Origin of the sequence: Microbispora oryzae (assembly GCF_017896165.1) — a bacterium.
Lineage (GTDB): Bacteria > Actinomycetota > Actinomycetes > Streptosporangiales > Streptosporangiaceae > Microbispora > Microbispora oryzae.
The window spans coordinates 361,796-386,669 of the sequence record NZ_JAFCNB010000005.1 but is presented as its reverse complement, the minus strand read 5'-3'; the positions used below and the strand labels follow the sequence as shown (position 1 = coordinate 386,669).

At 69.9% G+C, this 24,874-nt stretch carries 23 protein-coding genes; 11 read left to right on the top strand and 12 right to left on the bottom strand.

The window, feature by feature from the left end:
- Positions 1-100: 100 nt before the first annotated feature.
- The 9 genes from rpmH (at position 101) to JOL79_RS12680 (ending at position 6,221) form a co-directional block, all read left to right on the top strand.
- Complete coding sequence (rpmH, locus tag JOL79_RS12720) at positions 101-238, top strand: 50S ribosomal protein L34 (protein WP_155353559.1); 138 nt, start codon at positions 101-103, stop codon at positions 236-238.
- Between the two features lie 68 nt (positions 239-306).
- Positions 307-687 carry a ribonuclease P protein component gene (gene rnpA, locus JOL79_RS12715; protein ID WP_210155961.1) on the top strand — a complete coding sequence of 127 codons (381 nt, stop codon included), beginning with the start codon at positions 307-309 and terminating at the stop codon, positions 685-687.
- The gene (gene yidD / locus JOL79_RS12710) at positions 684-1,001 is read left to right on the top strand and encodes a membrane protein insertion efficiency factor YidD (protein WP_210155960.1); all 318 of its coding nucleotides are present in this window, start codon (positions 684-686) and stop codon (positions 999-1,001) included. Before rnpA ends, yidD begins: the two co-directional genes overlap by 4 nt.
- Before the next feature lie 4 nt (positions 1,002-1,005).
- On the top strand, positions 1,006-1,959 hold the full coding sequence (yidC, locus tag JOL79_RS12705; RefSeq protein WP_210155959.1) for a membrane protein insertase YidC: 954 nt from the start codon (positions 1,006-1,008) through the stop codon (positions 1,957-1,959).
- 18 nt (positions 1,960-1,977) lie between these two features.
- Positions 1,978-2,472, top strand: a complete 495-nt coding sequence (locus tag JOL79_RS12700) for a Jag family protein (protein ID WP_210155958.1) — start codon at positions 1,978-1,980, stop codon at positions 2,470-2,472.
- 209 nt (positions 2,473-2,681) lie between these two features.
- A complete protein-coding gene (rsmG, locus tag JOL79_RS12695) occupies positions 2,682-3,362 on the top strand; it encodes a 16S rRNA (guanine(527)-N(7))-methyltransferase RsmG (RefSeq protein ID WP_210155957.1) in 681 nt (226 codons plus the stop codon).
- 305 nt (positions 3,363-3,667) lie between these two features.
- Positions 3,668-4,441 carry a ParA family protein gene (locus JOL79_RS12690; protein WP_210155956.1) on the top strand — a complete coding sequence of 258 codons (774 nt, stop codon included), beginning with the start codon at positions 3,668-3,670 and terminating at the stop codon, positions 4,439-4,441.
- A 187-nt stretch (positions 4,442-4,628) separates the two neighbouring features.
- On the top strand, positions 4,629-5,054 hold the full coding sequence (locus JOL79_RS12685) for a putative type II toxin-antitoxin system PemK/MazF family toxin (protein ID WP_210155955.1): 426 nt from the start codon (positions 4,629-4,631) through the stop codon (positions 5,052-5,054).
- Positions 5,055-5,261: 207 nt separating this feature from the next.
- Entirely contained in the window at positions 5,262-6,221 is a 960-nt protein-coding gene (locus tag JOL79_RS12680; protein ID WP_210155954.1) for a ParB/RepB/Spo0J family partition protein, read from the top strand.
- Positions 6,222-6,550: 329 nt separating this feature from the next.
- Here JOL79_RS12680 and JOL79_RS12675 read toward each other — a convergent pair whose 3' ends face one another.
- Both JOL79_RS12675 and JOL79_RS12670 read right to left on the bottom strand, forming a co-directional pair.
- Positions 6,551-7,501, bottom strand: a complete 951-nt coding sequence (locus JOL79_RS12675) for a D-alanine--D-alanine ligase family protein (RefSeq protein WP_210155953.1) — start codon at positions 7,499-7,501, stop codon at positions 6,551-6,553.
- A 247-nt stretch (positions 7,502-7,748) separates the two neighbouring features.
- A complete protein-coding gene (locus tag JOL79_RS12670) occupies positions 7,749-8,981 on the bottom strand; it encodes an aminotransferase-like domain-containing protein (protein ID WP_210156008.1) in 1,233 nt (410 codons plus the stop codon).
- Positions 8,982-9,349: 368 nt separating this feature from the next.
- On the opposite strand from JOL79_RS12670, the gene JOL79_RS12665 reads away from it, so the two are divergent.
- On the top strand, positions 9,350-9,967 hold the full coding sequence (locus JOL79_RS12665; protein ID WP_210155952.1) for a GNAT family N-acetyltransferase: 618 nt from the start codon (positions 9,350-9,352) through the stop codon (positions 9,965-9,967).
- 254 nt (positions 9,968-10,221) lie between these two features.
- On the opposite strand, the gene trxA is transcribed toward JOL79_RS12665, so the two are convergent.
- The 8 genes from trxA to JOL79_RS12625 all read right to left on the bottom strand — a co-directional run bounded on the left by trxA (position 10,222) and on the right by JOL79_RS12625 (position 19,722).
- Positions 10,222-10,545: a thioredoxin gene (gene trxA / locus JOL79_RS12660; RefSeq protein WP_210155951.1), complete on the bottom strand. Its 324-nt coding sequence runs from the start codon at positions 10,543-10,545 to the stop codon at positions 10,222-10,224.
- A gap of 65 nt (positions 10,546-10,610) precedes the next feature.
- Positions 10,611-11,540, bottom strand: coding sequence for a thioredoxin-disulfide reductase (gene trxB / locus JOL79_RS12655; protein WP_210155950.1), 930 nt, complete (start codon positions 11,538-11,540; stop codon positions 10,611-10,613).
- A 158-nt stretch (positions 11,541-11,698) separates the two neighbouring features.
- Positions 11,699-12,676: an anti-sigma factor family protein gene (locus JOL79_RS12650; RefSeq protein ID WP_210155949.1), complete on the bottom strand. Its 978-nt coding sequence runs from the start codon at positions 12,674-12,676 to the stop codon at positions 11,699-11,701.
- Positions 12,666-13,310, bottom strand: coding sequence for an RNA polymerase sigma factor SigM (gene sigM / locus JOL79_RS12645; protein WP_210155948.1), 645 nt, complete (start codon positions 13,308-13,310; stop codon positions 12,666-12,668). The genes JOL79_RS12650 and sigM overlap by 11 nt, the downstream gene beginning before the upstream one ends.
- An 11-nt stretch (positions 13,311-13,321) precedes the next feature.
- Positions 13,322-14,815: a protein kinase family protein gene (locus JOL79_RS12640; protein ID WP_210155947.1), complete on the bottom strand. Its 1,494-nt coding sequence runs from the start codon at positions 14,813-14,815 to the stop codon at positions 13,322-13,324.
- 379 nt (positions 14,816-15,194) lie between these two features.
- Complete coding sequence (murJ, locus tag JOL79_RS12635) at positions 15,195-16,793, bottom strand: murein biosynthesis integral membrane protein MurJ (RefSeq protein ID WP_210155946.1); 1,599 nt, start codon at positions 16,791-16,793, stop codon at positions 15,195-15,197.
- Between the two features lie 69 nt (positions 16,794-16,862).
- On the bottom strand, positions 16,863-19,139 hold the full coding sequence (locus JOL79_RS12630; RefSeq protein WP_210155945.1) for a hypothetical protein: 2,277 nt from the start codon (positions 19,137-19,139) through the stop codon (positions 16,863-16,865).
- Positions 19,140-19,185: 46 nt separating this feature from the next.
- On the bottom strand, positions 19,186-19,722 hold the full coding sequence (locus tag JOL79_RS12625) for an aminoacyl-tRNA deacylase (protein ID WP_210155944.1): 537 nt from the start codon (positions 19,720-19,722) through the stop codon (positions 19,186-19,188).
- 133 nt (positions 19,723-19,855) lie between these two features.
- Here JOL79_RS12625 and JOL79_RS12620 point away from each other — a divergent pair, with 133 nt between their 5' ends.
- Positions 19,856-21,292, top strand: coding sequence for a CCA tRNA nucleotidyltransferase (locus JOL79_RS12620; protein WP_210155943.1), 1,437 nt, complete (start codon positions 19,856-19,858; stop codon positions 21,290-21,292).
- Between the two features lie 35 nt (positions 21,293-21,327).
- Here JOL79_RS12620 and JOL79_RS12615 read toward each other — a convergent pair whose 3' ends face one another.
- Positions 21,328-22,806 (bottom strand): extracellular solute-binding protein, encoded by a 1,479-nt coding sequence (locus JOL79_RS12615; RefSeq protein ID WP_210155942.1) that lies wholly within the window; start codon positions 22,804-22,806, stop codon positions 21,328-21,330.
- Positions 22,806-24,872, bottom strand: a complete 2,067-nt coding sequence (locus tag JOL79_RS12610) for a vWA domain-containing protein (RefSeq protein WP_210155941.1) — start codon at positions 24,870-24,872, stop codon at positions 22,806-22,808. Before JOL79_RS12610 ends, JOL79_RS12615 begins: the two co-directional genes overlap by 1 nt.
- Positions 24,873-24,874 lie beyond the last annotated feature (2 nt).

Below are 24,874 nucleotides of genomic sequence, written 5' to 3'. Positions count from 1 at the left end.
TGACGGCTCTTTCGCATGCCCACGCACTGACGAGCCGCGACCCTGCAAAGAATCGCGCCTGTGGATCTCCACGGGCGCGTCCGAAGCCTGGAGCCCACCCGTGAGCAAGCGTACTTTCCAGCCGAACAACCGTCGCCGCGCGAAGACCCACGGCTTCCGGCTGCGCATGCGCACCCGGGCCGGCCGCGCGATCCTGGCCGCCCGCCGCCGTAAGGGCCGCGCGGAGCTGACGGTCTGACGTCGGACGCCGCCCGCCTGCCGCGAAGCCCGGCGGGCGGCTGCCGTACGTCGAGAAAGGCCGACCCGGTGCTGCCGTCCGCATCGCGCATGCGACGGGGTGAGGACTTCGCCGACGCGATCCGCCGAGGGCGGCGCGCGGGACGTCCCACCCTGGTCGTTCACTTCAACGCGCATGAAGAGGCCGGTGGACCACCGCTGGTCGGCTTCGTCGTGAGCAAGGCGGTCGGCGGCGCGGTTGTTCGCAACCGGGTCAAGCGCAGGCTGCGACACCTGATGCGGAGCCGTGTCGAGTCGCTGCCGAGAGGTAGCCTGCTTGTGGTACGCGCCAATCCACCGGCCGCGTCCGCGCGAAGCGAGCACCTGGCCGCCGAACTCGACGTCGCGCTGGATCGTTTACTCCGGCGGCGAGGGTCCGGGCCACGGACCCCTACGGACGGACGGTCATGACAGCTGAGCACCCTGTCCCGGCACGAGGGGCCGCGCCGCGGGACACCGCGTCCGCGACGGGTCCCGCCGCGCGTGTGCTGCTCGGCCTGATCACGTTTTATCGGACTTTCATAAGTCCTCTGCTCGGGCCGCGCTGCCGGTTCGAGCCCTCGTGCAGCGCCTACGGAATGGAGGCCATCGCCGTTCACGGCGCCCTTCGGGGGGTATGGCTGACCGCTAGGCGGATCGGGCGGTGTCATCCGTTCCACCCTGGAGGTTTCGACCCGGTGCCCCCACGCCGAGTCCGGTCTCACGACGAATCGCAAGGGAGCTAGCTCGGTGGAGCTGCCATTCCTGAACTGGTTGTACACGGCGGTGGCCTGGGTGATCACCCAGATCCACGCGGGTTACAGCACGTTCATCCCCGCCAGCAGCGGTCTCAACTGGGCGTTGACGATCATCACGCTGACTGTCCTCATGCGTCTGCTGATCTTCCCCCTGTTCATGAAGCAGATGCGCTCCTCCAGAAAGATGCAGGAGCTCGCGCCGAAGGTTCAGGAGCTGCGAAAGCGGTACAAGAACGACAAGCAGCGCCTCAGCCAGGAGACCATGCGTCTCTACCAGGAGGCCGGCGCCAACCCCCTGGGCGGCTGTCTCCCGATCGTCGCGCAGTTCCCGATCTTCATCTCCATGTTCACCGTGCTGCGGGCCATCGCCGAAGACCGCGTCGACTTCGGTATGACGAAGGCGCTGGTGGACAGCGCCCGCGCGGCGCACATCATCGGCGCGCCCCTCCCGGCCAAGTTCTTCGACAGCGCCGACGTCATCGCGGGCTTCGGTGCCGACCCCACGGTGACGAAGATCGTGCTGGGCTGCTTCGTGGCGATCAGCTCCTGCACGACGTTCCTCACGGTCCGGCAGAGCGTGAAGCGCTCGATGATGCAGATGCCGGACAACCCGATGGCGCAGCAGCAGAAGATCCTGATGTACATCTCGCCGCTGTTCGCCGTCTTCAGCCTGAACTTCCAGCTCGGCCTGATCCTTTACTGGGTGACCACGAACCTGTGGACTCTCGGGCAGCAGCACTGGTTCTACAGCCGTCACCCGATGCCGGTGATCGACGAAAAGGGCAATGTCACAACGCCCGAGCCGACGAACGGTATCTTCACCAAGCTGGTGGGCAAGCCCAAGGTGGCGACGCCGGAGGAGCCGACCGAACCCGCCCCCAAGATCGTCCGTCAGCAGCCGGCTCGGCAACCGCGCAGCAAGCGCACCGGCACCAAGAAGTCGTAGGAGAAGGAGACCCCGGACGTGACCGAAGCCGAGGAGAGCCTCAAGCCCGCTCCCGACCTCGCCGCCCTCGAACAGGAGGGCGAGATCGCGGCCGACTACCTGGAGGGCCTGCTCGACATCGCCGATCTCGACGGCGACATCGACATGGACGTCGAGGGTGATCGGGCGATCGTGTCGATCGTGGGAATCAAGGGCGACGAGCTCGTCGGTACCGAGGGCGAGGTTCTCGAGGCGCTCCAGGAGCTGACCCGTCTCGCGGTGCACCGGCAGACGGGCGAGCGGTCGCGTCTCATGCTCGACGTCGGCGGCTACCGGGAGCGGCGCAGGACCGAGCTGACCAAGGTCGGCGCCGCGGCTGCGAACGACGTCAAGCGCAGCGGGGAGCGCAAGGCGCTCCAGCCGATGACCCCGTTCGAGCGGAAGATCGTGCACGACGCCGTGGCGGCGGCCGGGCTGCGCAGCGAGTCGGAGGGCGAGGAGCCGCACCGGTTCGTTGTCGTCCTGCCCGCCTGAGGTCTCCTGTCCCCGGGCCGGCGGGCCCACCGCCCGAGATTCGGTCCCCACAGTCCTCCGTGTGCTGAAGCCGTCGGCCCCTCGATGGGGCCGGCGGCTTTGTCGTTCTGGTGGCGGAGCAGTGGTTGGCGGCGTTCGGCCCCGCCTGGCCCTCCCCGGGCATGCCGGACGACTACCCTTGGCCCAGAGTGTTCCAGGATGAGTGAGTGATGTCGGAGAGCAACGAGCTACCCGAGGCGCCCGCGGTGGCGCGGGAGGTTTTTCCCGGTGAGGCGCTGGAGCGGGCGACGGCGTTCGCCGAGCTGCTCGCCGGTCCCGGAGTGGTACGAGGACTGCTTGGCCCTCGCGAGGTCCCCCGGATCTGGGACCGCCATCTGTTGAACTGCGCCGTGGTGGCGGAGGCGATCGCACCCAAGGCGAGTGTCGTGGACATCGGATCGGGTGCTGGACTGCCCGGCATCGTCCTGGCGATCGTCCGGCCGGATATCAGAGTGACGCTGCTCGAACCCCTGCTGCGGCGTACGGTCTTCCTCGCCGAGTGCGTCGAGGAACTCGCGCTCCCCAATGCGGAGGTCCTGCGGGGGAGGGCCGAGGAGCTCGCCCGTACGAAGACCTTTGACGTGGCCACGGCGCGTGCGGTTGCCCCGCTTGACCGGTTGCTCGCATGGTCGCTGCCGCTACTGAGAGAGGGCGGCGAGCTGCTTGCGATGAAGGGCGAGCGCGCGGCGGAGGAGATCGAGGCGGCGCGTGACCAAATCAAGGCCGCAGGAGTGCGGGAGGTCGAGCTTGTCGCCGTAGGGCGCGGTAAGGTCGATCCGCCCGCCACTCTCGTCCGGGTCGTCGCCGGACGTCCGCCCGAATCGGGTACGCGGAGGCGGCGGAAGAGGTGAGCGTCGTGCCGAGGACGGCAGCAGGCCTGGGTTGGCCGGAGAGTCCCTCCGCCCTAGTCTGGGAGATCGCGACAGCAGGCCGGCCCGCGGGGGTTGGCTGGCCACGTTCCCCTGCTTCGCCGATCGAAAGAACGACGACCGTGTCCCAGACCCCCCTTAACGCTGGCGATTCGCCGTTGGTACGAGAGGCACTGAGTTCTGTGGTTTCACGTGAAACAGCCGCATCCCCTCAGGCGGCTGCGCCTTCCGTCGGGTACTCGACGCGCGATGAGGGGGAGTGGCCGAAGCCGCCCCACTGTCGTGTGATGACTGTTGCCAACCAGAAGGGCGGTGTGGGAAAGACCACGACCGCCGTCAACCTTGCCGCCGCTCTGTCCATGCACGGGCAGCAGGTGCTGGTCGTCGACCTGGACCCTCAGGGCAACGCCTCAACGGCCCTGGCGACGGAGCACCGGTCGGGGATGCCGTCGGTATATCAGGTGCTCGTGGACGACTTACCGCTCTCGTCCATCATCAAGGCCGTGCCAGAGATGCCGAACCTCTTCTGTGCTCCGGCCACTCTTGATCTCGCCGGCGCGGAGATCGAGCTGGTCCCGATGGTGGGACGAGAGACCCGGCTCAAGAGGGCTCTTGCGGCGTTCGACGCGATGCGGTTCGACTACATCCTGATCGACTGTCCCCCTTCGCTGGGACTGCTCACGGTGAACGCCATGGCGGCGGCCCAGGAAGTGCTCATCCCGATCCAGTGTGAGTACTACGCGCTGGAGGGGCTCACCCAGCTGCTGCAGAACGTGGAACTCGTCCGGGCGCACCTCAACCAGAGCCTGGCTGTGTCCACGATCCTTCTCACGATGTACGACGGCCGCACCCGGCTCGCCTCCCAGGTGGCCGAGGAGGTCCGGTCGCACTTCGGCGACACCGTGCTCGACGCGGTCATCCCGAGAAGCGTCCGGGTGTCCGAGGCTCCCAGCTACGGCCAGTCCGTCATGACGTACGACCCCGGTTCGAGCGGGGCGATGGCGTACATGCAGGCGGCCCGCGAGATCGCTTACCGGGCGGCCTCACTCGCGGAGGCGTAGAGCCGGCTCACTCGGGCCGCTGGGCGTTTCCACGTCCCAGGCTCGACGAGGCGCGCCTCGCCGTCCCAGATGAGGGAACAGCGTCGGCCGGCGTGTTCGGGGCGATCCGAACGCGTCGGCCCTTTTCATGTTCGCCGGTAGGCCGGGTCGCCTGATCGGCGATACACACCAGAGATGGGGGAGTGGAGTGCGGAAAGGCGAGGTCTGGTGGGCCGACTTCGGTGAGCGGCGCCTCGTGGTGGTGTTGTCGGACGAGGCGGACGGGAGATTCGAAGCGATGCAGGTCGTCGCGCCGGCCGGGATCGACATCGACGGACTCGGGGTGGAGGTCACGGTGGGCACCGAGGACGGGCTTCCCTCCGACGGAGTGCTGCGGTGGGCCTTCCCACAGCCGGGATTCACCTTCTGCACGTGGGAGCTGACGCTGTCGCCTGAGGATGTGACAGATCAGGTCGCCGTCCTGTCCGACGCGAAGCTCCAGCAGATCGACGCGGCCCGCGACGCCGGACGCCGGGGGTCGGAGGGGGCGCCGGATGCGGCCGTGAGGATGGGAGAGATCAGGGACGCCCTCCGCCTCGCCGCCCGTCGGAGGGCGGATGGCGTGGATGACTGAACGCGAGTGAGCGAACGAGGGGGCGGCCGCGTCTGCCGTCCAGGCTGTGGCGGGAGAGCCATCCGTTGAACCCGCAGCCGTCCACATGTGCCGTCGAATGCTCATCGACGACTCCGCGCGGCGGTAGCCTCTCCTGGTGTGTTGTAGGCCCCCCGGTGGTTTGTGCCATCCGGGTACGGCTCTGAGGGCGGGTGCGAAGGAGCAGTGGTGAGTCAGCAGCGTCGCGGACTGGGCAAGGGTCTTGGAGCTCTGATCCCGACCGGGCCGAGTGTCGATCCAGCGGTCGTCACGAGCGCTCCCACCGAAGGGCCGACGGGATCGGCTCTGCGTCCCGTGGAGGGGGCCTACTTCCAGGAGATCGAGGTCACGGCGATCTCTCCCAACCCGCGCCAGCCTCGGGAGGTGTTCGACGAGGAGCGCCTGGAGGAGCTGGCCGCCTCCATCAAGGAGGTCGGTCTCCTGCAGCCTGTCGTGGTGCGGGCGGTGGATGGGGGGCGCTACGAGCTCATCATGGGCGAGCGGCGCTGGCGCGCGTCGACCCTTGCCGGTCTGGAGCGCGTGCCGGCGATCGTGCGCAGCACGCAGGACGACGAGATGCTCCGGGAAGCCCTCATCGAAAACCTGCAGCGGGAGCAGCTCAACTCGCTGGAGGAGGCCGCCGCCTATCGGCAGCTGCTCGACGACTTCGGCGCGACACATGAGGTCCTGGCCCAGAAGGTCGGGCGCTCCCGCTCTCATATCACCAACACACTGCGCCTGCTGAATCTCCCTCCCAACGTTCAGCTGCGCGTGGCCGCCGGCCTCATCAGCGCGGGTCACGCGCGCGCGCTGCTCACCCTCGACGACACGACCGCCCAGGAGCGGCTGGCCAACCGGATCGTCGCGGAGGGCCTGTCCGTGCGGACGGTGGAGGAGATCGTGGCGCTGGGAGAGGCGACCGCCGGCCCCGCGCCCCGCAAGCCCCGCGCGAAGAAACCCACCGCTCCCGCTCTGCGGACTCTGGCGGATCGGCTCTCCGATCACTTTGAAACCAGGGTGAAGGTCGATCTGGGCAGCCGGAAGGGCCGGATCGTGGTCGAGTTCTCCACGATCGATGACCTTGAGCGCATCATCGGTACGATGGCTCCCGAGGCGGCCAACGCGATGCGCGGTCTCGACGCCGAATAATGAACCGCCCCGTTCGCGGCGCGCTGTTTCACGTGAAACATGAGAGCCTCCCCGGAGCGCCGAGCTCGGGGGAGGCTCTTTGTCTGTGGAGATGTCCCACGCCTGCCAGCGACACGGTCCTCGGCGCCGCCGAGTCACAACGGCGGAAAGCGCTCACGAGGTTCGCGGCCGGGGGAGAGGCTGGGGCGGGACGCACTGACGCCACCCGCGTTCTCTCGGTAGGCCACGGTCGGCTCTCACAGCCCAGGGCTCCGCTGTTTCACGTGAAACGCGGAGCGGCCCATCGAGATGGGCGAGCCGGGTCGGCCTGCCGGGATAGGGGAGCCGACTCAGCCCCGGCGGACGGCGACCTCGAGGAGTGACGTGCAGAGGGCGCCCAGATCGCGTCCGCCGGCTTCGACCGCCATCGGGAGAAGGGAGGTCTCCGTCATCCCGGGGGCGACGTTCACCTCAAGGAAGTAGGGGCGGCCGGTCTCATCCACGATGATGTCCGTCCGAGAGAGGTCGCGCAGGCCGAGTGCGGCATGGGCGGCGACCGCCATCGCGGCGCATGCCTCCGTCGCCTCCTGTGTCAGCCGTGCGGGTGCGAAGAACTCCGTCCGCCCGGCCGTGTAGCGAGCGGCGTAGTCGTAGACACCGCCGTCGGCCACGATCTCCACTGGAGGAAGGGCGACCGGCCCGTCCCCGAGGTCGACGACGGACACCGAAACCTCGACGCCCTCGACGTACTTCTCGATCAGCGTGGTGTCGCCGTACGCGAAGCAGCCGACCATCGCGGCGGGAAGCTCCTCCGCCGTGCGGACGATGGAAGCGCCGAGCGCCGAGCCGCCACGGGAGGGCTTGACGAAGAGGGGCAGCCCGAGGCGGTCGACGATGCGTCCGAGCACCGCCGCGGCCCCCAGGTCGTGGAAGGTCTCCTTCGGCAGCGCCACCGAGTCTGGGGTGTTGAGCCCCCACGAGCGCACGACGGCCTTCGCGGTCGGCTTGTCGTAGGCGACGCGGCAGGCGTCCGGGGTGGCCCCGACGTACGGCACCCCCAGCAGCTCCAGCACCGAACGGATGGCACCGTCCTCGCCGGCGCCGCCGTGGAGCGTCACGAACGCCACGTCCGGCGGGTCCGACAGGACGGCGGGCACCAGCGTCGCGTCGGTGTCGCGGATCTCCACATCGACCCCGGCGGAGCGCAGCGCCTCGGCGACCCGCCGGCCGGAGCGGATCGATACCTCACGCTCATAGGAGAGCCCGCCGGCGAGGACGAGTACGTGTCCGATGTCGCTCATGATCGGGCCTCGCCTCGCCCCGCGCCCGGACGGCCGCCGCCACGTGCCGCGACCGGACGGCTCCTGGACGCGTGTACGCGATCGAACCCGCCCGGCCCCGCCCGATGAACGGTCGCTCCTGGAGGACATGTCCCGCAGGGGGACGCTGGGGGCGATCCGTAGATCATCGTTCGCTCGCTCACGACGAGGCCTTTCTCGCGCGGAGGGGTGGGTACGGCCAGTCTGAACAGGCTAGCCGTACCGCTCCTCAGGCGAGGTCGGGGCCTGGAGTGTCCACGCCGACGTGTCCCGGCATCGAACCGGTGCCGAAGGTGTCGCGCAGCTGAAGCTCCTGCTCGACGACGCCGGCCAGCCGGCGGACACCTTCGCGGATCCGGTCCGGCTCGGGATAGCAGTACGACAGCCGCATGTGCCGCTTACCGTCGCCGTCGGTGTAGAAGCCGGTGCCGGGAACGAACGCGACGCGCTCGGCCACCGCGCGGGGCAGCATCGCCTTGGAGTCGAGACCCTCCGGCAGCGTCGCCCAGACGAAGAATCCACCGCCGGGGCGGGTCCACGTGCAGCCGGGCGGCATGAGCACGTCGAGCGCGGCCAGCATGGCGTCCCGCCGCTCCCGGTAGAGCTCCCGGAACGACTTGATCTGCTCGCGCCAGGGCTGCGTCGCCAGGTACTGGCCGACGGCGAGCTGGGTGAACGACGAGTGCGAGAGCACGGCCGACTCCATCGCCAGCACGAGCTTCTGCCGTACGGCGTGGGGGGCGAGCGCCCAGCCCACCCGGAAGCCGGGGGCGAGGGTCTTGGAGAACGACCCCAGGTAGACGACGCCCTCGGGGTCGTCCGCGCGCATGGCCCGCAGCGGCTCACGATCGAAGCCGAGCAGTCCGTAGGGGTTGTCCTCGACCACGAGCACGCCGGCCCGACGGCAGATCTCCAGCACCTGGCGACGGCGTACCTCGTTGAGCGTGACGCCCGCCGGATTCTGGAAGGTGGGGATCGTGTAGAGGAATTTGATCCGCTCACCCGCGGCCTGGACCGCGGAGATCGTCTCCTCCAGCGACTCGGGGATGAGTCCGTGGTCGTCCATGGCGATGTGCACGACCTTCGCCTGGTACGCGCTGAACGTGCCGAGCGCGCCGACGTACGACGGCCCTTCGGCGAGCACCACGTCACCGGGGTCGATGAAGATCCGGGTGATGAGGTCGAGGGCCTGCTGCGAGCCGACCGTGACCACGACGTCGTCCGGCCCGGCTTCGATGCCCTCCATGCGCATGACCTCGCAGATCTGCTCGCGCAGCGCGAGGTCGCCCTGGCCGGAGCCGTACTGCAGGGCGACCGAGCCCCGCGTGGCGACCAGATCGGCGACCAGCTCCCCGACGAGGTCGAGAGGCAGAGCCGTCACGTACGGCATGCCGCCGGCGAGCGAGACCACCTCGGGCCTCGACGCGACGGCGAAGAGAGCTCGAATCTCGGAGGCGACCATGCCGGCGGCCCGGGCGGCATAACGGTCGACGTAGGCGTCAATGCGCGACCCTTGGGCCGCGTTCGTCCGACCGTGATCGAGCTCCTTGGTCACGGTCCACCTCCGATCACTAGCCGAGAAAACCAGAGTACGGTAGCGCGGCACGCCGATCACAACAGGGTATTGACCATCAAAAGCTCCCGTTCTCGCATTCCCGCTGCTCGAATGGGCGCATCACTGGTCTCACCAAGAACATTCACATCACTGAAAACGCGGCCGGGGCCGCTGTGGCGCCCTGTCCCGCATGGATCTCTGAGTTACGATGCGAGCTGGAGACGCCGCATTCGCGCGCTTTCTGGCATGACTCCTGACGGGGAATGGAGCATCTCGTGTCGCGTCGGCTGGTCAACGTCACCCTCGACAACCTCGACGACCTGCCACGCCGGTGCAGACGCTGCGTCTTCTGGGAGCTCGACCCGGTGAACGGCGAGCGCGCCGTGGAGTCGGGAGATCCCGGTCTGGAGAAGGAGGCCTGGATTTCGGCGACCCTGCTGGAGTGGGGGAGCTGCGGGAAGATCTCCTATGTGGACGGCGTCGCCGCCGGATTCGTGCTCTACGCCCCGCCGCTCTACGTGCCCCGCTCGGTCGCCTTCCCCACGTCGCCGGTGAGCTCGGACGCCGTCCTGCTGATGACCGCGCACATCGTGCCGGAGTTCTCCGGCGGAGGCCTCGGCCGGATGCTCGTGCAGGGAGTGGCCAAGGACCTCACCCGCCGCGGTGTACGCGCGATCGAGGCGTTCGGCGACCTCAAGTGGGAGCAGCCGGGGTGTGTCCTGCCGGCCGACTATCTGCTGTCGGTCGGCTTCAAGACCGTGCGCCCGCACCTGCGCTTCCCCCGCCTCCGGCTGGAGCTCAAGACCGCCGTGTCGTGGCGTGAGGACGTCGAGGTCGCCCTGGAGCGGCTCCTGGGCTCCATGAGCCCGGAGAGGGCGCTGCGGCCCGTCTGAGGCGATCACAGGCTCGCCACGGCGTGGGAGTCGCCGCACACACGGGACGCATCCCACGGCCGGTCTCGCTACGGAGGACGGCACACGTTCACCACGCCGGACCCACGACGAGGAAGGCCCCCCGCGCCGTCGCGCGGGGGGCCTTCCATTTGGGTGGGTGCCGCCGGAAAGGCGGTGGTACGGCTTACGCCGCAGGGGGCACGTGTGCCCCTCCCGCCAATCCTCGCCCCAGGCGAATCATGCCGGTCGCGGCACTAGATGATGCCCTCGAGCTCGCGAAGCAGCATGGCCTTCGGCTTGGCGCCGATGATCTGCTTCACGACCTCTCCACCCTTGTAGACGTTGAGGGTCGGGATCTGGAGTACCGCGTAGTCCCGCGGAGTCGCCGGGTTCTCGTCGATGTTCATCTTGACGATGGTCAGCTTGTCCGCGTGCTCCTTGGCGATCTCCTCCAGGATGGGCGAGACCTGGCGGCACGGGCCGCACCACTCTGCCCAGAAGTCGACCAGGACCGGCTTGTCGCTCTTGAGGACCTCGGCCTCGAAGGTGCCGTCCGTCACGCTCTTGATGGCGCCCAAGGTAACTCTCCCCTTGATGTGTGGTGGTGGCTTGTAACCGCGGGGCCCGTCCCCGCATTCCCGGGTCAGGCGTTGTCGGTGAGCCAGCGCTCCGCGTCGAGCGAGGCGGCGCAGCCGGTGCCCGCGGCGGTGATCGCCTGGCGGTAGGTGTGGTCGACCACGTCGCCCGCGGCGAAGACTCCGTCGATGTTGGTCCGCGTCGTGGGCGACTGGACCTGGATGTAACCCTCGTCGTCCAGGTCGATCTGGCCCTTGAACAGCTCGGTGCGCGGGTCGTGGCCGATCGCGACGAACACGGCGCCCACGGGCAGCTCGCTCTCCTCACCGGTCTTCACGTTCCGCAGGCGGACGCCGGCGACGCGCTCCTCGCCGAGGATGTCGATCACCTCGCTGTCCCAGGCGAACCGGATCTTGTCGTTGGCGAACGCCCGGTCCTGCATGATCTTGCTGGCGCGCAGCGTGTCACGGCGGTGGACGATGGTGACGGTCTTGGCGAAGCGGGTCAGGAAGACCGCCTCCTCCATCGCCGTGTCGCCACCGCCGACGACGACGATGTCCTGCTCGCGGAAGAAGAAGCCGTCACAGGTGGCACACCACGAGACTCCGCGCCCGGACAGGCGCTTCTCGTGCTTCAGTCCCAGCTCGCGGTAGCCGGAACCGGTGGCCAGGATGACCGCCTTGGCGTAGTAGGTGTCGGTGTGCGTCTTCACGACCTTGGGATTGGCCGCCAGATCGACCTCGACCACGTCGTCGGCCACGAGCTCGGCGCCGAACCGTTCCGCCTGCTTGCGGAAGTTGTCCATGAGGTCGGGACCCATGATCCCGTCAGGGAAGCCGGGGAAGTTCTCCACATCGGTGGTGTTCATCAGCGCTCCGCCCGCCGTGACCGAGCCCTCGAACACGAGTGGCTTGAGATCGGCGCGCGCGGAGTAGACCGCCGCCGTGTAGCCTGCGGGCCCCGACCCGATAATGATCACGTTACGGACGTCGCTCAACGGACTCGCCTCTCCGATTCCTGTGAATGTCCAGTCGCGTCAACAGATCCCAGACCCGGGGGATTCCCCCCTTCGAGGATCGCGGGACACGGCGAAGCCCCCCGGAGGTCGCGGGGGGCTTCGTCAGCTCTGATGGTACGGCCGTTCGGGCCGTCTGGTCATCTCCAGGTGGCCAGATCGTCCTGGCGCAGCGGCTGGCACTCGTCGTCGACGACGACCACGCGCACCGCGTTGATCTTCTTGTCCTCCCAGAACGCCATGACCGTCGCCTCCTGGCCGTTGTAGAGGGCCTTGTCGACGCCGATGGGCGTACGGTCGAGCTGCGCGGACAGCCGCTTGACGCAGGTGTCGAGGTCCTGGTCGTCGTTGGTGCCCGAGCCGGGGGCGACCCCGAAATAACCGAGCAGCGGACCGCGCAGCTCCCGGCTGGTGTAGTTGTGCCCGCTGGCCGAGATGGAGTAGTTGACCGCCTTCTGATGGGTCTTCGTGGGGGTGGCCGAACCGGCCGCGCCCGAACCCAGGAGGGACGACTGAGCGGCGCCGCCGTCCGACAACAGGTTGGTCGCGAGCCCGGTGCCACCGACGATCACCGCCGCGGCCGCGGCAGCCGCGGCGGGCAGGGCCCAGAGGCGCCGGCGGGACGCGCGGCCGCGTCGTCCTGCCCCGCTCCTCCCGCCCCCGCGCCGGGCCGGCACGATCGTCCCGTCGTCCGCCACCACGCCGAACGGCGCGGGAGCGGGCTCGGCGGCGATCTCGCGCAGCTCGCCCGGGACAGGCGCTGGAACAGACGCCGGCACGGGCGCGATCTCCCTGGCGTCGTCGGGCGCCGGCGCGTCCGCGAGCCCGGGCTCGTCCGTCCACGGGGAGTTCGCCCAGGGGGCGTCTCGCATCATCCGATCCCAGTCCGGAGCCTCCGCCGCCAGCGCACGGTCGATGCGCATCGCGACGCCCAGAGGCATCGCGGGCGTCGGCACCGCCGCCAGGACCTCACGGACCGCGGCCAGATCGGCGAGACTCTCCCCGCATGGATCACAGACGGCGAGGTGCTCGCGAACCCGTCTGGCCGTGGTGTCGTCGAGGAGACCCTCGGCCAGTTCGGCGAGAATCTCCACGTCGTAGTGCGTGTCACGCGTCACGAAGTTCTGCTCCCTTCGCGGATGAGACGCGAGTGAGGTCGGATCGGTTCCGTAGATGCGAAAGAATCGGGGCAAGTTTCGCCCGTCCTCGCGCGCAGCGGCTCTTCACGGTGCCGGGAGGCACGCCGAGCACGGAGGCCGCGTCGTCGACGCCGTAGCCCATCATGTCGACGAGCACCAGTGCGGCCCGCTGGTCGGCGGGGAGCAGCTTGAGGGCCGCCGTGACCTCCAGTGAGATCTCCCGCTCGCCGGTCTGGTCGGTGTGGGGAGCGTCCCGCTCGGCCGCCTCGATGAGCTCGTCGTCGGCCACCGGCCGTACGGACTTGCGGCGCATGCGGTCGAGGCAGGCGTTCACCACGATGCGGTGCAGCCACGTCGTGACGGCGGCCTCGCCGCGGAAGCTCTCGGCCTTGCGGTAGGCGGAGACGAAGGCGTCCTGGACGACGTCGGCGGCCTCGTCCGGATCTCCCAGCGTGCGCAGTGCCACCGCCCACATACGGTCGCGGTGTCGTTTGACGATCTCGCCGAACGCGTGCGGGTCGCCCGCGATGTGGCGGTTCAGGAGATCGGCATCGGACACCGCGGGACGTGCTGCGGATCCCGCCGTCGGGGGATGGTCTGGTGGGGAGGTCACGAGGGTCCCTGCTATGCCGATCCGGGGGAATGCACCGTTACGTCGTAGATGGTGCCACGATACTGCCCCTTGTAGGGCGGGAGGCGGGTGAACCAGATCAAAACGTACTGGCCCGTCGCGGACTTCGCCGGCGTGAGGGTGACGGAGCCGGAGGCGCTCTGCGCGCTCGCGACGTTCTTCAGCGACGACAGCTCGGCCGAGTCGCCGACCCTGAGTTGCACGTCGGACCCCGAGGTGCCCGGCAGCGTCACCACCACGTTGGCGATCTGGGTCGGCTTGCCCATGTCGAGCAGCAGCCCGACGCCGTCCTTGAGCCTGCCGAGGTCGGCGCTGGTGTAGCTGTCGGTGTGCCACTCGGTGGAGGGCTTGCCGTCGATCGCGAGCGGGGCGTACTCCGGATTCTCCGCGCGGTCGTCGCCCAGCGGGTCGAAGCCGGTGGCGCTGACCGCCTTGACGGTCACCGGCTTGTGGGTCGGGGACGGCTCGGGCGGCGCGGCGCTGGCCCGGACGGCGGGGGTGTTGCCCAGGCTCTTGCCCACGGTCCAGGCGCCGACGCCGACGGCGGCCATCACGAGCAGGACGATGACGGTGAGCAGCACCTTCCCCGCGGCGCCGGTCTGCGGCCGGGGCGGCGGGGGGACGCGTGTCATCGGCGGGGGAACGGTGTGCGGCGCCATCGTGTCCGGCGCCTCGGACCTCAGGTTCAGCGCCGGAGGGGTGCTGTTGGCCGCGGGCACGGGCGTGGGACGGGGAACGGCGGAGAGCGCCTCCGCGACGTCTGCGGGGGTGGTCAGGGGCGGCTGGCCGCGGCGCGACTCACCCAGCAGGGCCCGGCAGGTGATCGCGTCGAGATAGCCGGGCACGCCCGCCGTCACCTGCCGGGGCGTGCACACCTTCCCGTCGTCCAACGGCGCCGGAGGCAGACCGCAGTCGGCGTCGCCGGGCCAGTGGCCGGTCAGGGCGGTGTAGAGCAGCCGGCCGAGCCCCTCCGCGTCGGCGCGGGCGGGCTCGTCGCTCTCCAGGTCGAGGACCGCGGCGTCGATGGCGAGACCGAGGAGCTTGACCGTGCCGCCCGTCGTCCACACCAACCGGTTGGGGACCAGGTTGAGGTGGGTCAGCCCGGCCTCGTACGCGTGGGCCAGGGCCTCGGCGGCCTCGGCCACCAGGGCGGCGCCCCGCTCGGGCTCGACCGGCCCGCTTTCGAGCAGGTCGAGCAGCGAGTCGCCGCTGACCCACTCGCTCACGACGTATGCCGTGCCGTCCTCGTCGGCGGCGTCGAAGACCTGGGTGAGCCGGGGATCGGTGAGGCGGCTCGCGAGCCTGGCCGCCGTCACGACCTCGGTGACCCGGGGAAACTCGGGTGAGAACGTGTGCACGGCGACCGGCCGGGCGAGAATCTCGTCGATCGCCTTCCAGAGGGTCGCGCCACCGGATTCGTTGACCCGGTCCTCAAGCAGGAACCGGTCAGCCAGCCGGGTGCCGGGCTCGACCGTGGACATGCTCATACGGCCGCCCCTGTCCGCGGCTCGTCGGCAGGCCTCAGCCGATGCCGGGTGGTTCCGCCCACGCTTCCCGCTTCCGCTCGCCGGTCCGTTCTCCAGGTCGTGTTCCGTAAATCTTCCGCCCACCACGCCGGACTGGGCGACTCCGCGACCGCGGTCTCGCCCCTACCCGTGAAAAACTCTCCCATTCCGGGAGATCACGGGCGATATTTCGTCTAGCGAGGCTTCGCCCATCTGGCCTCGCCCTGGTGCGGCAAGATCTGGAACATCCCTAGGCGCACCATGCTAGTGCCGTGCCGGTCGTGCCCGCCTTCCGTTCGTATACGACTCGAATCGGACTTTCGGGTTTACCTTCGATCCGCCCGGTCCCTCGTGAGGACTCTTACCGTCCTACCCGGCTTGTGACGAGTCCAATGATGGAGGTGACCTCGGGCACCCGCATCCGCTGCGCGGTGATCATGTAGAGCAGCAGCCCGGCCCCGCCGCCGACCGCGAGCACGACGGCCGCGCTCACCGCCGTGATCTCGGTGACCTCGCGGGTGAGCCAGAGGATCGCCAGCGCCGCCAGCGCCGCCGGGATCGCCGCGACGTACATCCGGTAGAGGCCGCCCAGGACCGCCCGTCCCTCCAGGCCGCCGATCCGCCGGCTGGCCAGCGCCCACGCGACGCCGCCGCCCACCACGTACGTGACCAGGTAGGAGAACGCCATGCCGATCACGATGTATCGGGCGGGCAGCGTGAAGTAGGCCACCAGGCTGAGGGCAGAGTTGATCGTGGCGTTGACCGCCGCGATGATCGCCGGTGTCTTCGTGTCGCCGAAGCTGTAGAACACCCGCAGCAGGAGCTGGAAGATCGAGAACGGCACCAGTGCGAGACCGAAGACCTGCAGCACGTTGCCGATGTAGCGGGCGTCCTCCGGGGTCATGTGCCCCCACGAGAAGATCAACGTGGTGACAGCCGGGCCGAGAACCAGCAGCAGCAGGCCGGCCGGGACGATCAACGACGAGACCAGGCGGACGCCGGACGAGAACTCCGAGCGCGCGGCGCCCAGCTCGCCGTCGGCGACCAGCCGGCTCATCCGCGGCAGCATCGCCGTGATCACCGACACCGCGATGATGCCGTAGGGCAGCTGGAAGAGCTGGAAGGCGTACGAATAGGCGCTGTTGCCGGAGCCGGGGGCCCGGTCGCCCGCGCCGGTGGAGAGCTTGGTGGTGACGAGGAAGCCGAGCTGGTTGATGCCGACGAACGCGAACGTCCACAGCGCGCTCCGCGCCGCCTCGCCGAGTCCGCTGTCGCGCAGCCCGAACCGCGGGCGGAACCGGAACCCGGCCCGGTGCAGCGCGATGATCAGCACGATGGCCTGGGCCACGATGCCGGCGGTGGTGCCGACTCCGAGGAGCAGCAGGTCGCCCCGGGTCACCGTGTCGATGTTGGACGTGCCGACCTTGTAGAAGACGACGCCGATTCCGATCACGACGATGTTGTTGAGCACCGGGGCCCACATCGGCGCGCCGAACCGGTCGCGGGTGTTGAGGATGGCCCCCGCCATGGCGCCGACGCCGAAGAACGCGATCTGCGGTAGCAGGCACATCGCGAGGGTGGCCGCGACGTCCACCTTGTGGGCGCTCCAGTTCGACGCGGTGTAGAGCTCCATGATCGGCCGAGAAAGCGCCATGCCGATCACGGCTATGACGGTCAGGCCCAGCACCGCCAGCGTCATCAGCCGCTGCTCGAACGCCTGGCCGCCGTCGGGGTCGTTCTTCTGCGCCTTGACGATCAGCGGGACCACCACGCTGCTGAGCACACCCTGGAGCAGCAGGTCGAAGAGGATGTACGGGATCTGGTAGGCGGCGTTGTAGGCGTCGCCTAGCGCGGCCACACCGATCGCCGCGGCGATCACGGCGGTCCGGAAGAAGCCGGTGAGCCGGGAGACCATCGTTCCGGCCGCCATGATCGCGCTGGCCCGGAGCATCCTGCTCATGATGTCCCTTCAGCTCGCGGCGGCCGGACTCGGGTGGGAACCGCCGGACGCCTCCTCGGGTGGTCCAACCTACGCCGGAGGCGTCTTCGTCCGCTCGGCCGGTACGGTCCGCTCGGCTTCGGCCCCGGCCCCGGCTCCGTCGTCGCCGGAGCCGTCCGAGCCGTTCGGACCGCCGGTGCCGCCCGCACCGCCGGAGGGGCCGAACGGGAACGACTTGCGCGAGCGGCGGCGCAGGACGCGCATCACCACGGCCGCGAGCATGATGCCGAGAGCCGCGCCCACGATGACCAGGGCGATGCCCGTGTAGCCCGTCGCGCGGACGACCACGCGCACCGGGTCGCCGTAATCGAACCGGTCGGCGGTGAGGACCTGGATGCGGATGGTCGCCTCGCCGCCTCCGACCGGGACGATCACCGGCACGTTGACGAGCTGGCTGCGCCCCGCGTAGACGCGGGTCGGCTCGGTCTCGAACACGCCGTCGGGCGCGTCGATCTCCAGACGCGACGTGTTCTCCGAGGTCACCCTCACCCGGAGACGGACGTCCTTGTCGAGGTTGTTGGCCACGCTCACCGGCACCTGGCCGTTCGCGCCGGCGATGGCACGGGGTGTGTTGATCACCGACACCAGGCCGAGGCGGTGGTCGATCGCACCCTGCACCTGCTTGCTGAACAGGGCGGCCCGCTTGGCGTCGTCCCGCCACGCGGACGACATCAGCCGCAGGATCGCCTCGTGGAAGAGCTCGCTGTGCGGGTCGGTGACGGTCGAGGCCGCCTCCGACTTCTGGTCGAGCCTGCGGACGCCGTTCATGTAGGCGCGGCTCAGCTCCGCCTGCCGTTCCCGCTCCCCGTACGCGAGGTCGGACTTGGGGGCGGCGCCGCGGGCGGGTTTCACCGACGTCAGCGGGGTGGTCCGCAGCCAGGGCGCCTTGCCCGCGGCCTGCAGCAGCGAGGCGACGAACGCGGGGTCGGGGTTCCACAAATGGGACGGCGGCGCGACGACGACGGTGGCGCTCTTCTGCCGGGACGCGGCGGTCGCGGAGGAAGGACCGCCGGCGGTGGCCTGCTCGAAGGCGAGCATCGCGGTCTCGGAGACGAACCGCTGGCGGGCGAGCAGGGCGGCCCCGGGGGCGGAGACGTCGGAGGCGAGGATCTCGCCGAGGGCGGGGTCGGAGAGGAAGGCCGTCATCGGGGTGTCCGCGACCGTCGCGAGCGTGGTCGCGCCCTGCCCGGCCGTCGTGTCCGGTGCCGTCGACCGGCCGGCCTGGGCCTCGGCGTCCTGCGTGACGCCCGGGGGGACGGGCAGGGGCACGGGCAGCGCGTCGCCGGAGAGCAGCAGCGACTTCACCCCCGACATGGCCAGTTCGTCGGCGGCGTCGCGGTCGATCAGGCCGTCGGCGGGCCAGACGGTGCCGGCGGACACCTCCCGGCCGAGCAGGTCGCCGGCGAGCGCCGCGCCGCGCTGGATCGCGGCCACGGCGGGCTCCTCCAGCCCGTTGTGCACCATCGACGTCACGTCCGGGTCGGCGTACGGCATGGCGACCACGTTCTTGCCGGTCAGCGCGGTGCGCAGGGCGGTGAGCCACTGACCGGCCTGGGGGTCGGCGTTCTGCCGCTGCGACTGAGTGCCCTTCCTGACGACGTAGGCGCCGGCGGACGCCTGACCGGCGTCCTGGAGCACCGCGGGGTCGACGAACCACGTCACGTCGGCGGGCGCCGTCTGCGCGACCTTGAGCAGCGCGGCCAGCCGGCCGGAGGAGACCGAGGCCCGCAGGTCGTCGTCCATGAAAGTCGCGTCGTCGGCCCGGTGCGGCCGGTCGGTGATCGGCAGCGCGAGTGCGAGCTTGACCTTCGGCACCGGCTGCCCGGCCGGCACATACGGCAGGAAGGTCCGCTTCACGGCCAGCCGCTGGCCGGTCGCGACGTCGACGGCCTCGATCGCGATCGGATAGACGCCGGGCTGCGTCATCCGTAGCTCCTGCGGCGTCATGGTGAACCGGAACGGCAGTTTGCCCGACTGGTCGAGCGGCGTGGACTGGACCTTGGTGAAGAACCTGCTGCCCGCGAAGAAGTCGGAGCGCAGGAAGGTCTCCATGTCGGAGCGCTGGCGGAACGGCTGGCCCAGATAGTCGACCTGGACGCGGACCGAGCTGAGCGGCGTTCCGGTGACGGTGCCGCTGATCGTGATGGGGGCGGCGGGGTCGCGCACGATGCCCGGCGTGATCTGCTCGACGACGAGCGGGTCGGCGGCGGCCGCGTGTTCCGTACGCGCAGTGACGGCCGCACCGGCCATGCCCGGAGGAGCGAGCAGGGCGGTCAGCAATGTCAGCAGGGCGGCCTTACGGATCATGTGCGGCCCAGCGGTGAGGTACGGCGCACGCCCAGAATGCTATGGCCTAAGCCGTCCGCATTGGACTCGCCAGGGTCGCCAGGCCTCTTGTCGGGGGTGTCGTCAGGTCCACGGGCTTGGCCGATACCAGCGCGAACAGGTGGATCGCACGCACCCGCAGCGCCGTGCGGCGTTCGCCTGTCGCGGTGTGGACGACGTCGTCGGGGCCGAGCCCGGTCACCATGCGCTCGTCGATCAACACGGTCAGGTCCTCGGGGAGGAGGAGGGGGCAGACCAGTCCGTCGGCGTAGTCGGTGACCGCGTTGACCACGTCGGACGACGCGGGCCGCACCCGCTGGACCCGCAGCAGCGGCCCGATCACGGCAGCTCTGGGTGGGGCGGCCACCGTGCTGATCACGGCCACCGGCTCGCCGCCCCGGCGCGCCGACACCTCGAAGAGCGACACCGACACACAGGACTCCGGCTCCACCCCGAGCACGTCCGGAAGCTCGTCGGAGCATGTCAACGGCCGCGGAAGACGTACGATCTCATGGTGGATCTGGTGGGCGAGGAGCCGGCGGTGAATCGCGAGAGCGTCTTTCATCTCGTGTGCTCCTTGCGTCGTCCAGCGCCCCCGAACCATCCGTGGCATGGTGATCGCTAGGTGTCGTCTCCCCTGATGACACCATGGTCGTCCGGGGGAGAACTCGTTCCGTGACCGAAGGACCTACCCAGCCTTGTCCGTTTCAAATCTGAGCGACACCCAGCAGCGGGCCGTGACCGAGCTGTTCCGCAGGATCGCGCCGGTGGCCGACGAGCTCGGCCGCCTGTTCGCCGCGCGCGGACACCAACTCGCCCTGGTGGGCGGCACGGTGCGCGACGTCTTCCTGGGACGCGCCGGCAACGATCTCGACCTGACCACGGACGCCAGGCCCGAGCGGGTCCTGGAGATCGTCAAGGACTGGGCGGACGCGGTCTGGACGGTCGGGATCGATTTCGGCACCGTCGGCGTCCGCAAGGCCGGGTGGCAGCTGGAGATCACCACGTACCGCAGCGAGGCGTACGACCCGTCCTCCCGCAAGCCCGAGGTGGCGTACGGCGATTCGCTTGAGGGCGACCTGACCCGCCGCGACTTCGCGATCAACGCGATGGCGGTGCGGCTGCCCGAGCACGAGTTCGTCGACCCGTACGGCGGCCTCCCCGACCTGGCCGCCAAGGTGCTGCGCACCCCGGCGAGCCCCGAGCAGTCGTTCGACGACGATCCGCTGCGGATGCTGCGGGCGGCCCGTTTCGCCGCGCAACTCGGGTTCTCCGTCGCCCCGGCGGCCGTCGCGGCGATGTCGGCGATGGCCGGGCGCATCGAGATCGTCTCGGCCGAGCGCATCCGCGACGAGCTGGACAAGCTGATCTGCGGCAGCCACCCCCGGGCGGGGCTGACGCTGCTGGTCGACACCGGCCTGGCCGCCCACGTCCTGCCCGAGCTGCCGAAGCTCCGCCTGGAGATCGACGAGCACCACCGGCACAAGGACGTCTACGAACACACGCTGATCGTGCTTGAGCAGGCGATCGGGCTGGAGACGACCGGCCCCGACCGGGTGCTGCGGTGGGCTGCGCTGCTCCACGACATCGGCAAGCCGAAGACCCGTCGCAACGAGCCCGGCGGCCGGGTGTCGTTCCATCACCACGAGGTGGTGGGCGCCCAGATGGCCAAGAAGCGGCTGGCCGAGCTCAAGTTCCCCAAGGACGTCGTGTCGGACGTCTCGCGTCTGGTGGAGCTGCATCTGCGCTTCCACGGGTACGGCACCGGCGAGTGGACCGACAGCGCGGTCCGCAGGTACGTCCGGGACGGCGGGCACCTGCTCGACCGGCTGCACAAGCTGACCAGGGCCGACTGCACCACCCGCAACCGGCGCAAGGCCGCCGCCCTCTCCCGGACGTACGACCAGCTGGAGGAGCGCATCTCCCGGCTGGCCGAGGAGGAGGAGCTGGCCAAGATCCGGCCCGAGCTGGACGGCAACGAGATCCAGGAGATCCTCGGCCTGTCTCCGGGGCCCGTCATCGGCCGGGCGTACAAGCACATGCTCGAACTGCGGATGGACGAAGGCCTGATCGGCAAGGAGGCCGCCACGGAGGCCCTGCTGGCCTGGGCGCGGGACAACGGCCTGATCAGCTGATCCCGGTAGATTGGCCCGGTAGGCGTGACCGCGGGTCAGACGGGGCAGGGCGCCTCCGGCCGCCTGCCGTCCCTGGCCGCCCGCAGGGCCTCGGCGAAGCGGGCGATGTCGATGTCCTGCGGCTCGATCTCGCCGGTCACCGCTCTCCTCGCGCAGGACCTGAACGTGTCGCTGAAGGCGGTGTAGTGGGGCCAGACCGGGCGGGACCCGGCTCCGTCCAGTGCCTCGTGGATCGCCTGCGCGAAGGTTTTGAGCTCGGGGGCCGTCATCTCCGATCCGGGTTCCGGGGACGGATTCGACTCGCGCTGGAGTTCGCCGCACGTCCGGGAGCCGGGCGATTCCGACGTGTAGGACGTGTAGAAGGTGTAGACGTCCTTGAGCACGGGCGGGTATCCGCCGCACGCGAACAGCTTCTTCTGGGCGTCCGATGACGTGAGGAAGCGGATGAGCCGCACCGCGTCCTGACGCTCCTCCTCGGGCATGGTCGCGCTGATCGCGAGGGCGTAGCCGCCCGTGATCCTCGCACCGGGCAGGGGGGTCACCCTGAACAGCGGAGAACCGTCCCTGGCCCGCATCGACGGGTCGAGCGCCAGGCGGGGAAAGGCGAACGGCCAGTTCCGCATGTAGCCCACATCGCCGTCACGGAACGCCAGGAGACTACTCTCCTCCCGATATCGGAACAGGCATCCGCGGCCCAGGCGGTCCTGGCATCGGACGCCGCCGCCATCGGGCGGCGAGGGGCCGGGCCCGCCGGAGCCAGGAGGCCGGCCACCGTCGCCCGCCAGCCCGGCGAGGAGCTGCCGCAGGTCGCCGAGCGCCCGTTTCGTCTTCTCGGCGTACTGGTCGACCACGACCTCGTCGCCATCGGTGATCTCGGCTCCGGCGGAGAGCACCGCCTCCATGAGGTTGACGGTCCCTCCCTCGTAGTCGTCGAACTGCCCCACGTAGCCGTACCGACCGGCGTCCGCGACGAGATCCGGCCAGCTGGCGGGGAGCGGGAGGCCGGCCTTGCGGAACAGCAGCGGCGCGTCGGTGGCCAACGGCTCGGCGTACTGCTCGCCGTCGACCCGTGCCGCCCGCAGCACCTCCTCGGTGAAGCGCGGCCAGTCCTCGCCGAAATCCTCGGGGGTGAGCTCGGTCAGGTAACCGTTCCTCGCGAACTCGGGGATGTAGACGACGTCCAGGAGGAAGACGTCGTAGGTGCAGCGGTGCGACTGGGCCGCGGCGGCCATCTCGGCCCTGGCCTCGTCGGTGGAGTCGGAGATCTCGACGAGCTTGTCGTCGCGCTTCGTCTTCTCGTTCCACTGCCGGATGAGGTCCCTGCGGAAGCCCCCGGCGCTGACGTCGCTGTTCGCCGCGATCGTGATTCGCCCGTCGGTGTGGCACGCCGTGTCCCGCCGGCCGTGGACGAGCTGGAGGCCGCCGAGGAGGACGCCCACCGCGAATCCCGCGGCGGCGAGCCGCCTCCGGAAGGTCGGCAGCCGCGACCACCCGAGCGCCGGCCACCCGGCCATCAGGACCACCCCCGCAGTGTGAAGATCGCTCTGTTCAGCGCGCTCGCCACGGCCTGGGTGCCCGTCCTGGGCGATTGCCCTCCCTCGATCTCGGCGCAGACCACGTGCTGAGACGATCCCGGCGGCCGTTCCGGCTGCGGGAACCTGCCACCGCACCCGCCGTGCCCGAAGACGAGGATGTAGAGGTTCGTGATCGAAGAGCTGCGCTTCAGCGCTCTCACGATGTCCTGCTCCGCCCGCCCGGGAATGCCCTCGGCCCCGAAGGGTCCCCCGTCCGTGACGACGACCACCGAACGACCGGGGAGACCGAACTTCCTCCCCAGCTCGTCGATCGCGTTCGACAGTGGTGCGTCCCGTCCCCGGCTCCGCTCCTGCCGGAATCGGCCGACGAACCTGCCGAGCTGGCTCGCCCCCTCCTTGTCCGTGGGATCGCTGATCCTGATGCCCTCGTCCTTGTCCTGCCAGAACGTGCTGAGTGAGAGGCGGTCGGCCTCGATGAGCGTCTGCCTGATCTCCGGGAGCGCCTCACTAGTGGGCAGCAGCAATCGGGACATCGACCCGGAGACGTCGAGCAGGAACTGCAGGTCGACGCGGTGCAGCCGGCGGGCGATCTCATCCTTCGCGTCGCCCAGCTCGTCGGCGCCGCTCCGTAGGGCGGGAGGTTGCACAGGGCCGCCGAAGAGAGGGTGTTTGTGCGCGAGCCAGCCGGCGAAGCGGCCCAAGGCGAGACGGCGTTCCGCGGACTCGTCCCGGGAAGCCGGGGCGTTCTCGTCCGGCCACGTGATGTCGACGAACGGGTAGTCGAGGACGGGCATCCCGGGCGGCTGCACCTCGTCGAGCCTGGGCTCCTTCGGATCCATACCCCCGCAGCCCTCGTTCGTGATCTCCCCCGAGTTGTACTCCTGAACGCTGTGGGCCGGGACGAGCAGGGCGTACCCCTGCTTCTCGGCCTTCGTCATCCGTTTGAAGCGGCACAGGAGTGCGTCGGCGCTGTCGTCGGAGGCCACGCTCCGCACGGTGTCCTCGGGGCGTTCGAGGCCGACCAGGCGCGCGGCCGCGATGAGCCCGGCCGAGGAGAGGCCGGGCTGTGGGTAGACCAGGCGCATGCCCAGCCGGGTGCGGATCGCCCCCACGACGTCCGCCAGGGTCTTGTCCCCCTTCTGCTCCGGGGGCAGATTCTTCAGATCGTCGGCGCGCTCGGCGAGCATGGCGACGATCAACTGCTCGCCGGCCACGCTCGGGCCCGGGGACAGCGTCGCCCTCCCACCGGCCATCCCGTCGCATGGCTGGCCCGAGGAGACGAGAGGGCTCTGCATCCGCCGTACGTGCGCCACCTCGGCGGTGCTGGTCGCGATCCAGGCGTCGGGACGTCTCCCGAAGAGCCGTGGGAACGACTCGTCGTCGCGGCACCAGCCGAGAGTGAAGCCGTCGGACATCTCGGCCGCCGACGGCGCGGCGCCGACCGAGATCCGGTACGGCGTGCAGCCGTCCGCCTCATCGGTGTAGGCCGCGGCGGCGTCACGGAGCGCGTCGACGTTCTCCGGCGCCGTGATCACCGACAACTCCCGCGGATCGGCGCAGGAAGGGGACGACACCCACCGCACCAGCGCCGATACTCCCTGGGAGGCGCCCCAGACGCCCAGGATGACGACCACACCGGACGCCACGGACAGATAGGCGATCACGACCGTGGGAAGGACGCGGCGAAGCGCCGCCAGCGCCTTCGCCATCCGCGGACGTTGCGAGAGAGGGGCCAGGAACCAGTCCCGCATCTTCGACGTGGGTGGGCCGAGCCGTCCGGCCAGCCGGGCGAGCACGCCGGCCGGCCCCCGGCCCCGTAGGAGAAGCCCGCCGAGCACGCCGGTCGCCAGCACCCCGACGAATGTCGGAACCGGCAGGCGTTCGAGGAAGGAGTGAAAGTCCGCCCAGAAACCGTTCGCGGCGGCCGCGACGAGGGTGGTCACCACCGTCTGCCGCGCCGCCGCCTCCGTGGACCGTCCCGCCGGTGTCACCTTTCCCTGCGTGCCGGAGGCGTCTCCTGCCGTCGAGGGTGGCGGGGAGGGCATCA

Excerpts from the sequence above, each read along its gene's own strand:
- yidD (WP_210155960.1), top strand. The coding sequence starts at position 684 with ATGACAGCTGAGCACCCTGTCCCGGCACGAGGGGCCGCGCCGCGGGAC.
- rsmG (WP_210155957.1), top strand. The coding sequence starts at position 2,682 with ATGTCGGAGAGCAACGAGCTACCCGAGGCGCCCGCGGTGGCGCGGGAG.
- JOL79_RS12690 (WP_210155956.1), top strand. The coding sequence starts at position 3,668 with ATGACTGTTGCCAACCAGAAGGGCGGTGTGGGAAAGACCACGACCGCC.
- JOL79_RS12675 (WP_210155953.1), bottom strand. The coding sequence starts at position 7,501 with ATGAGCGACATCGGACACGTACTCGTCCTCGCCGGCGGGCTCTCCTAT.
- JOL79_RS12670 (WP_210156008.1), bottom strand. The coding sequence starts at position 8,981 with ATGGTCGCCTCCGAGATTCGAGCTCTCTTCGCCGTCGCGTCGAGGCCC.
- JOL79_RS12640 (WP_210155947.1), bottom strand. The coding sequence starts at position 14,815 with ATGAGCATGTCCACGGTCGAGCCCGGCACCCGGCTGGCTGACCGGTTC.
- murJ (WP_210155946.1), bottom strand. The coding sequence starts at position 16,793 with ATGAGCAGGATGCTCCGGGCCAGCGCGATCATGGCGGCCGGAACGATG.
- JOL79_RS12630 (WP_210155945.1), bottom strand. The coding sequence starts at position 19,139 with ATGATCCGTAAGGCCGCCCTGCTGACATTGCTGACCGCCCTGCTCGCT.
- JOL79_RS12625 (WP_210155944.1), bottom strand. The coding sequence starts at position 19,722 with ATGAAAGACGCTCTCGCGATTCACCGCCGGCTCCTCGCCCACCAGATC.
- JOL79_RS12615 (WP_210155942.1), bottom strand. The coding sequence starts at position 22,806 with ATGGCCGGGTGGCCGGCGCTCGGGTGGTCGCGGCTGCCGACCTTCCGG.
- JOL79_RS12610 (WP_210155941.1), bottom strand. The coding sequence starts at position 24,872 with ATGCCCTCCCCGCCACCCTCGACGGCAGGAGACGCCTCCGGCACGCAG.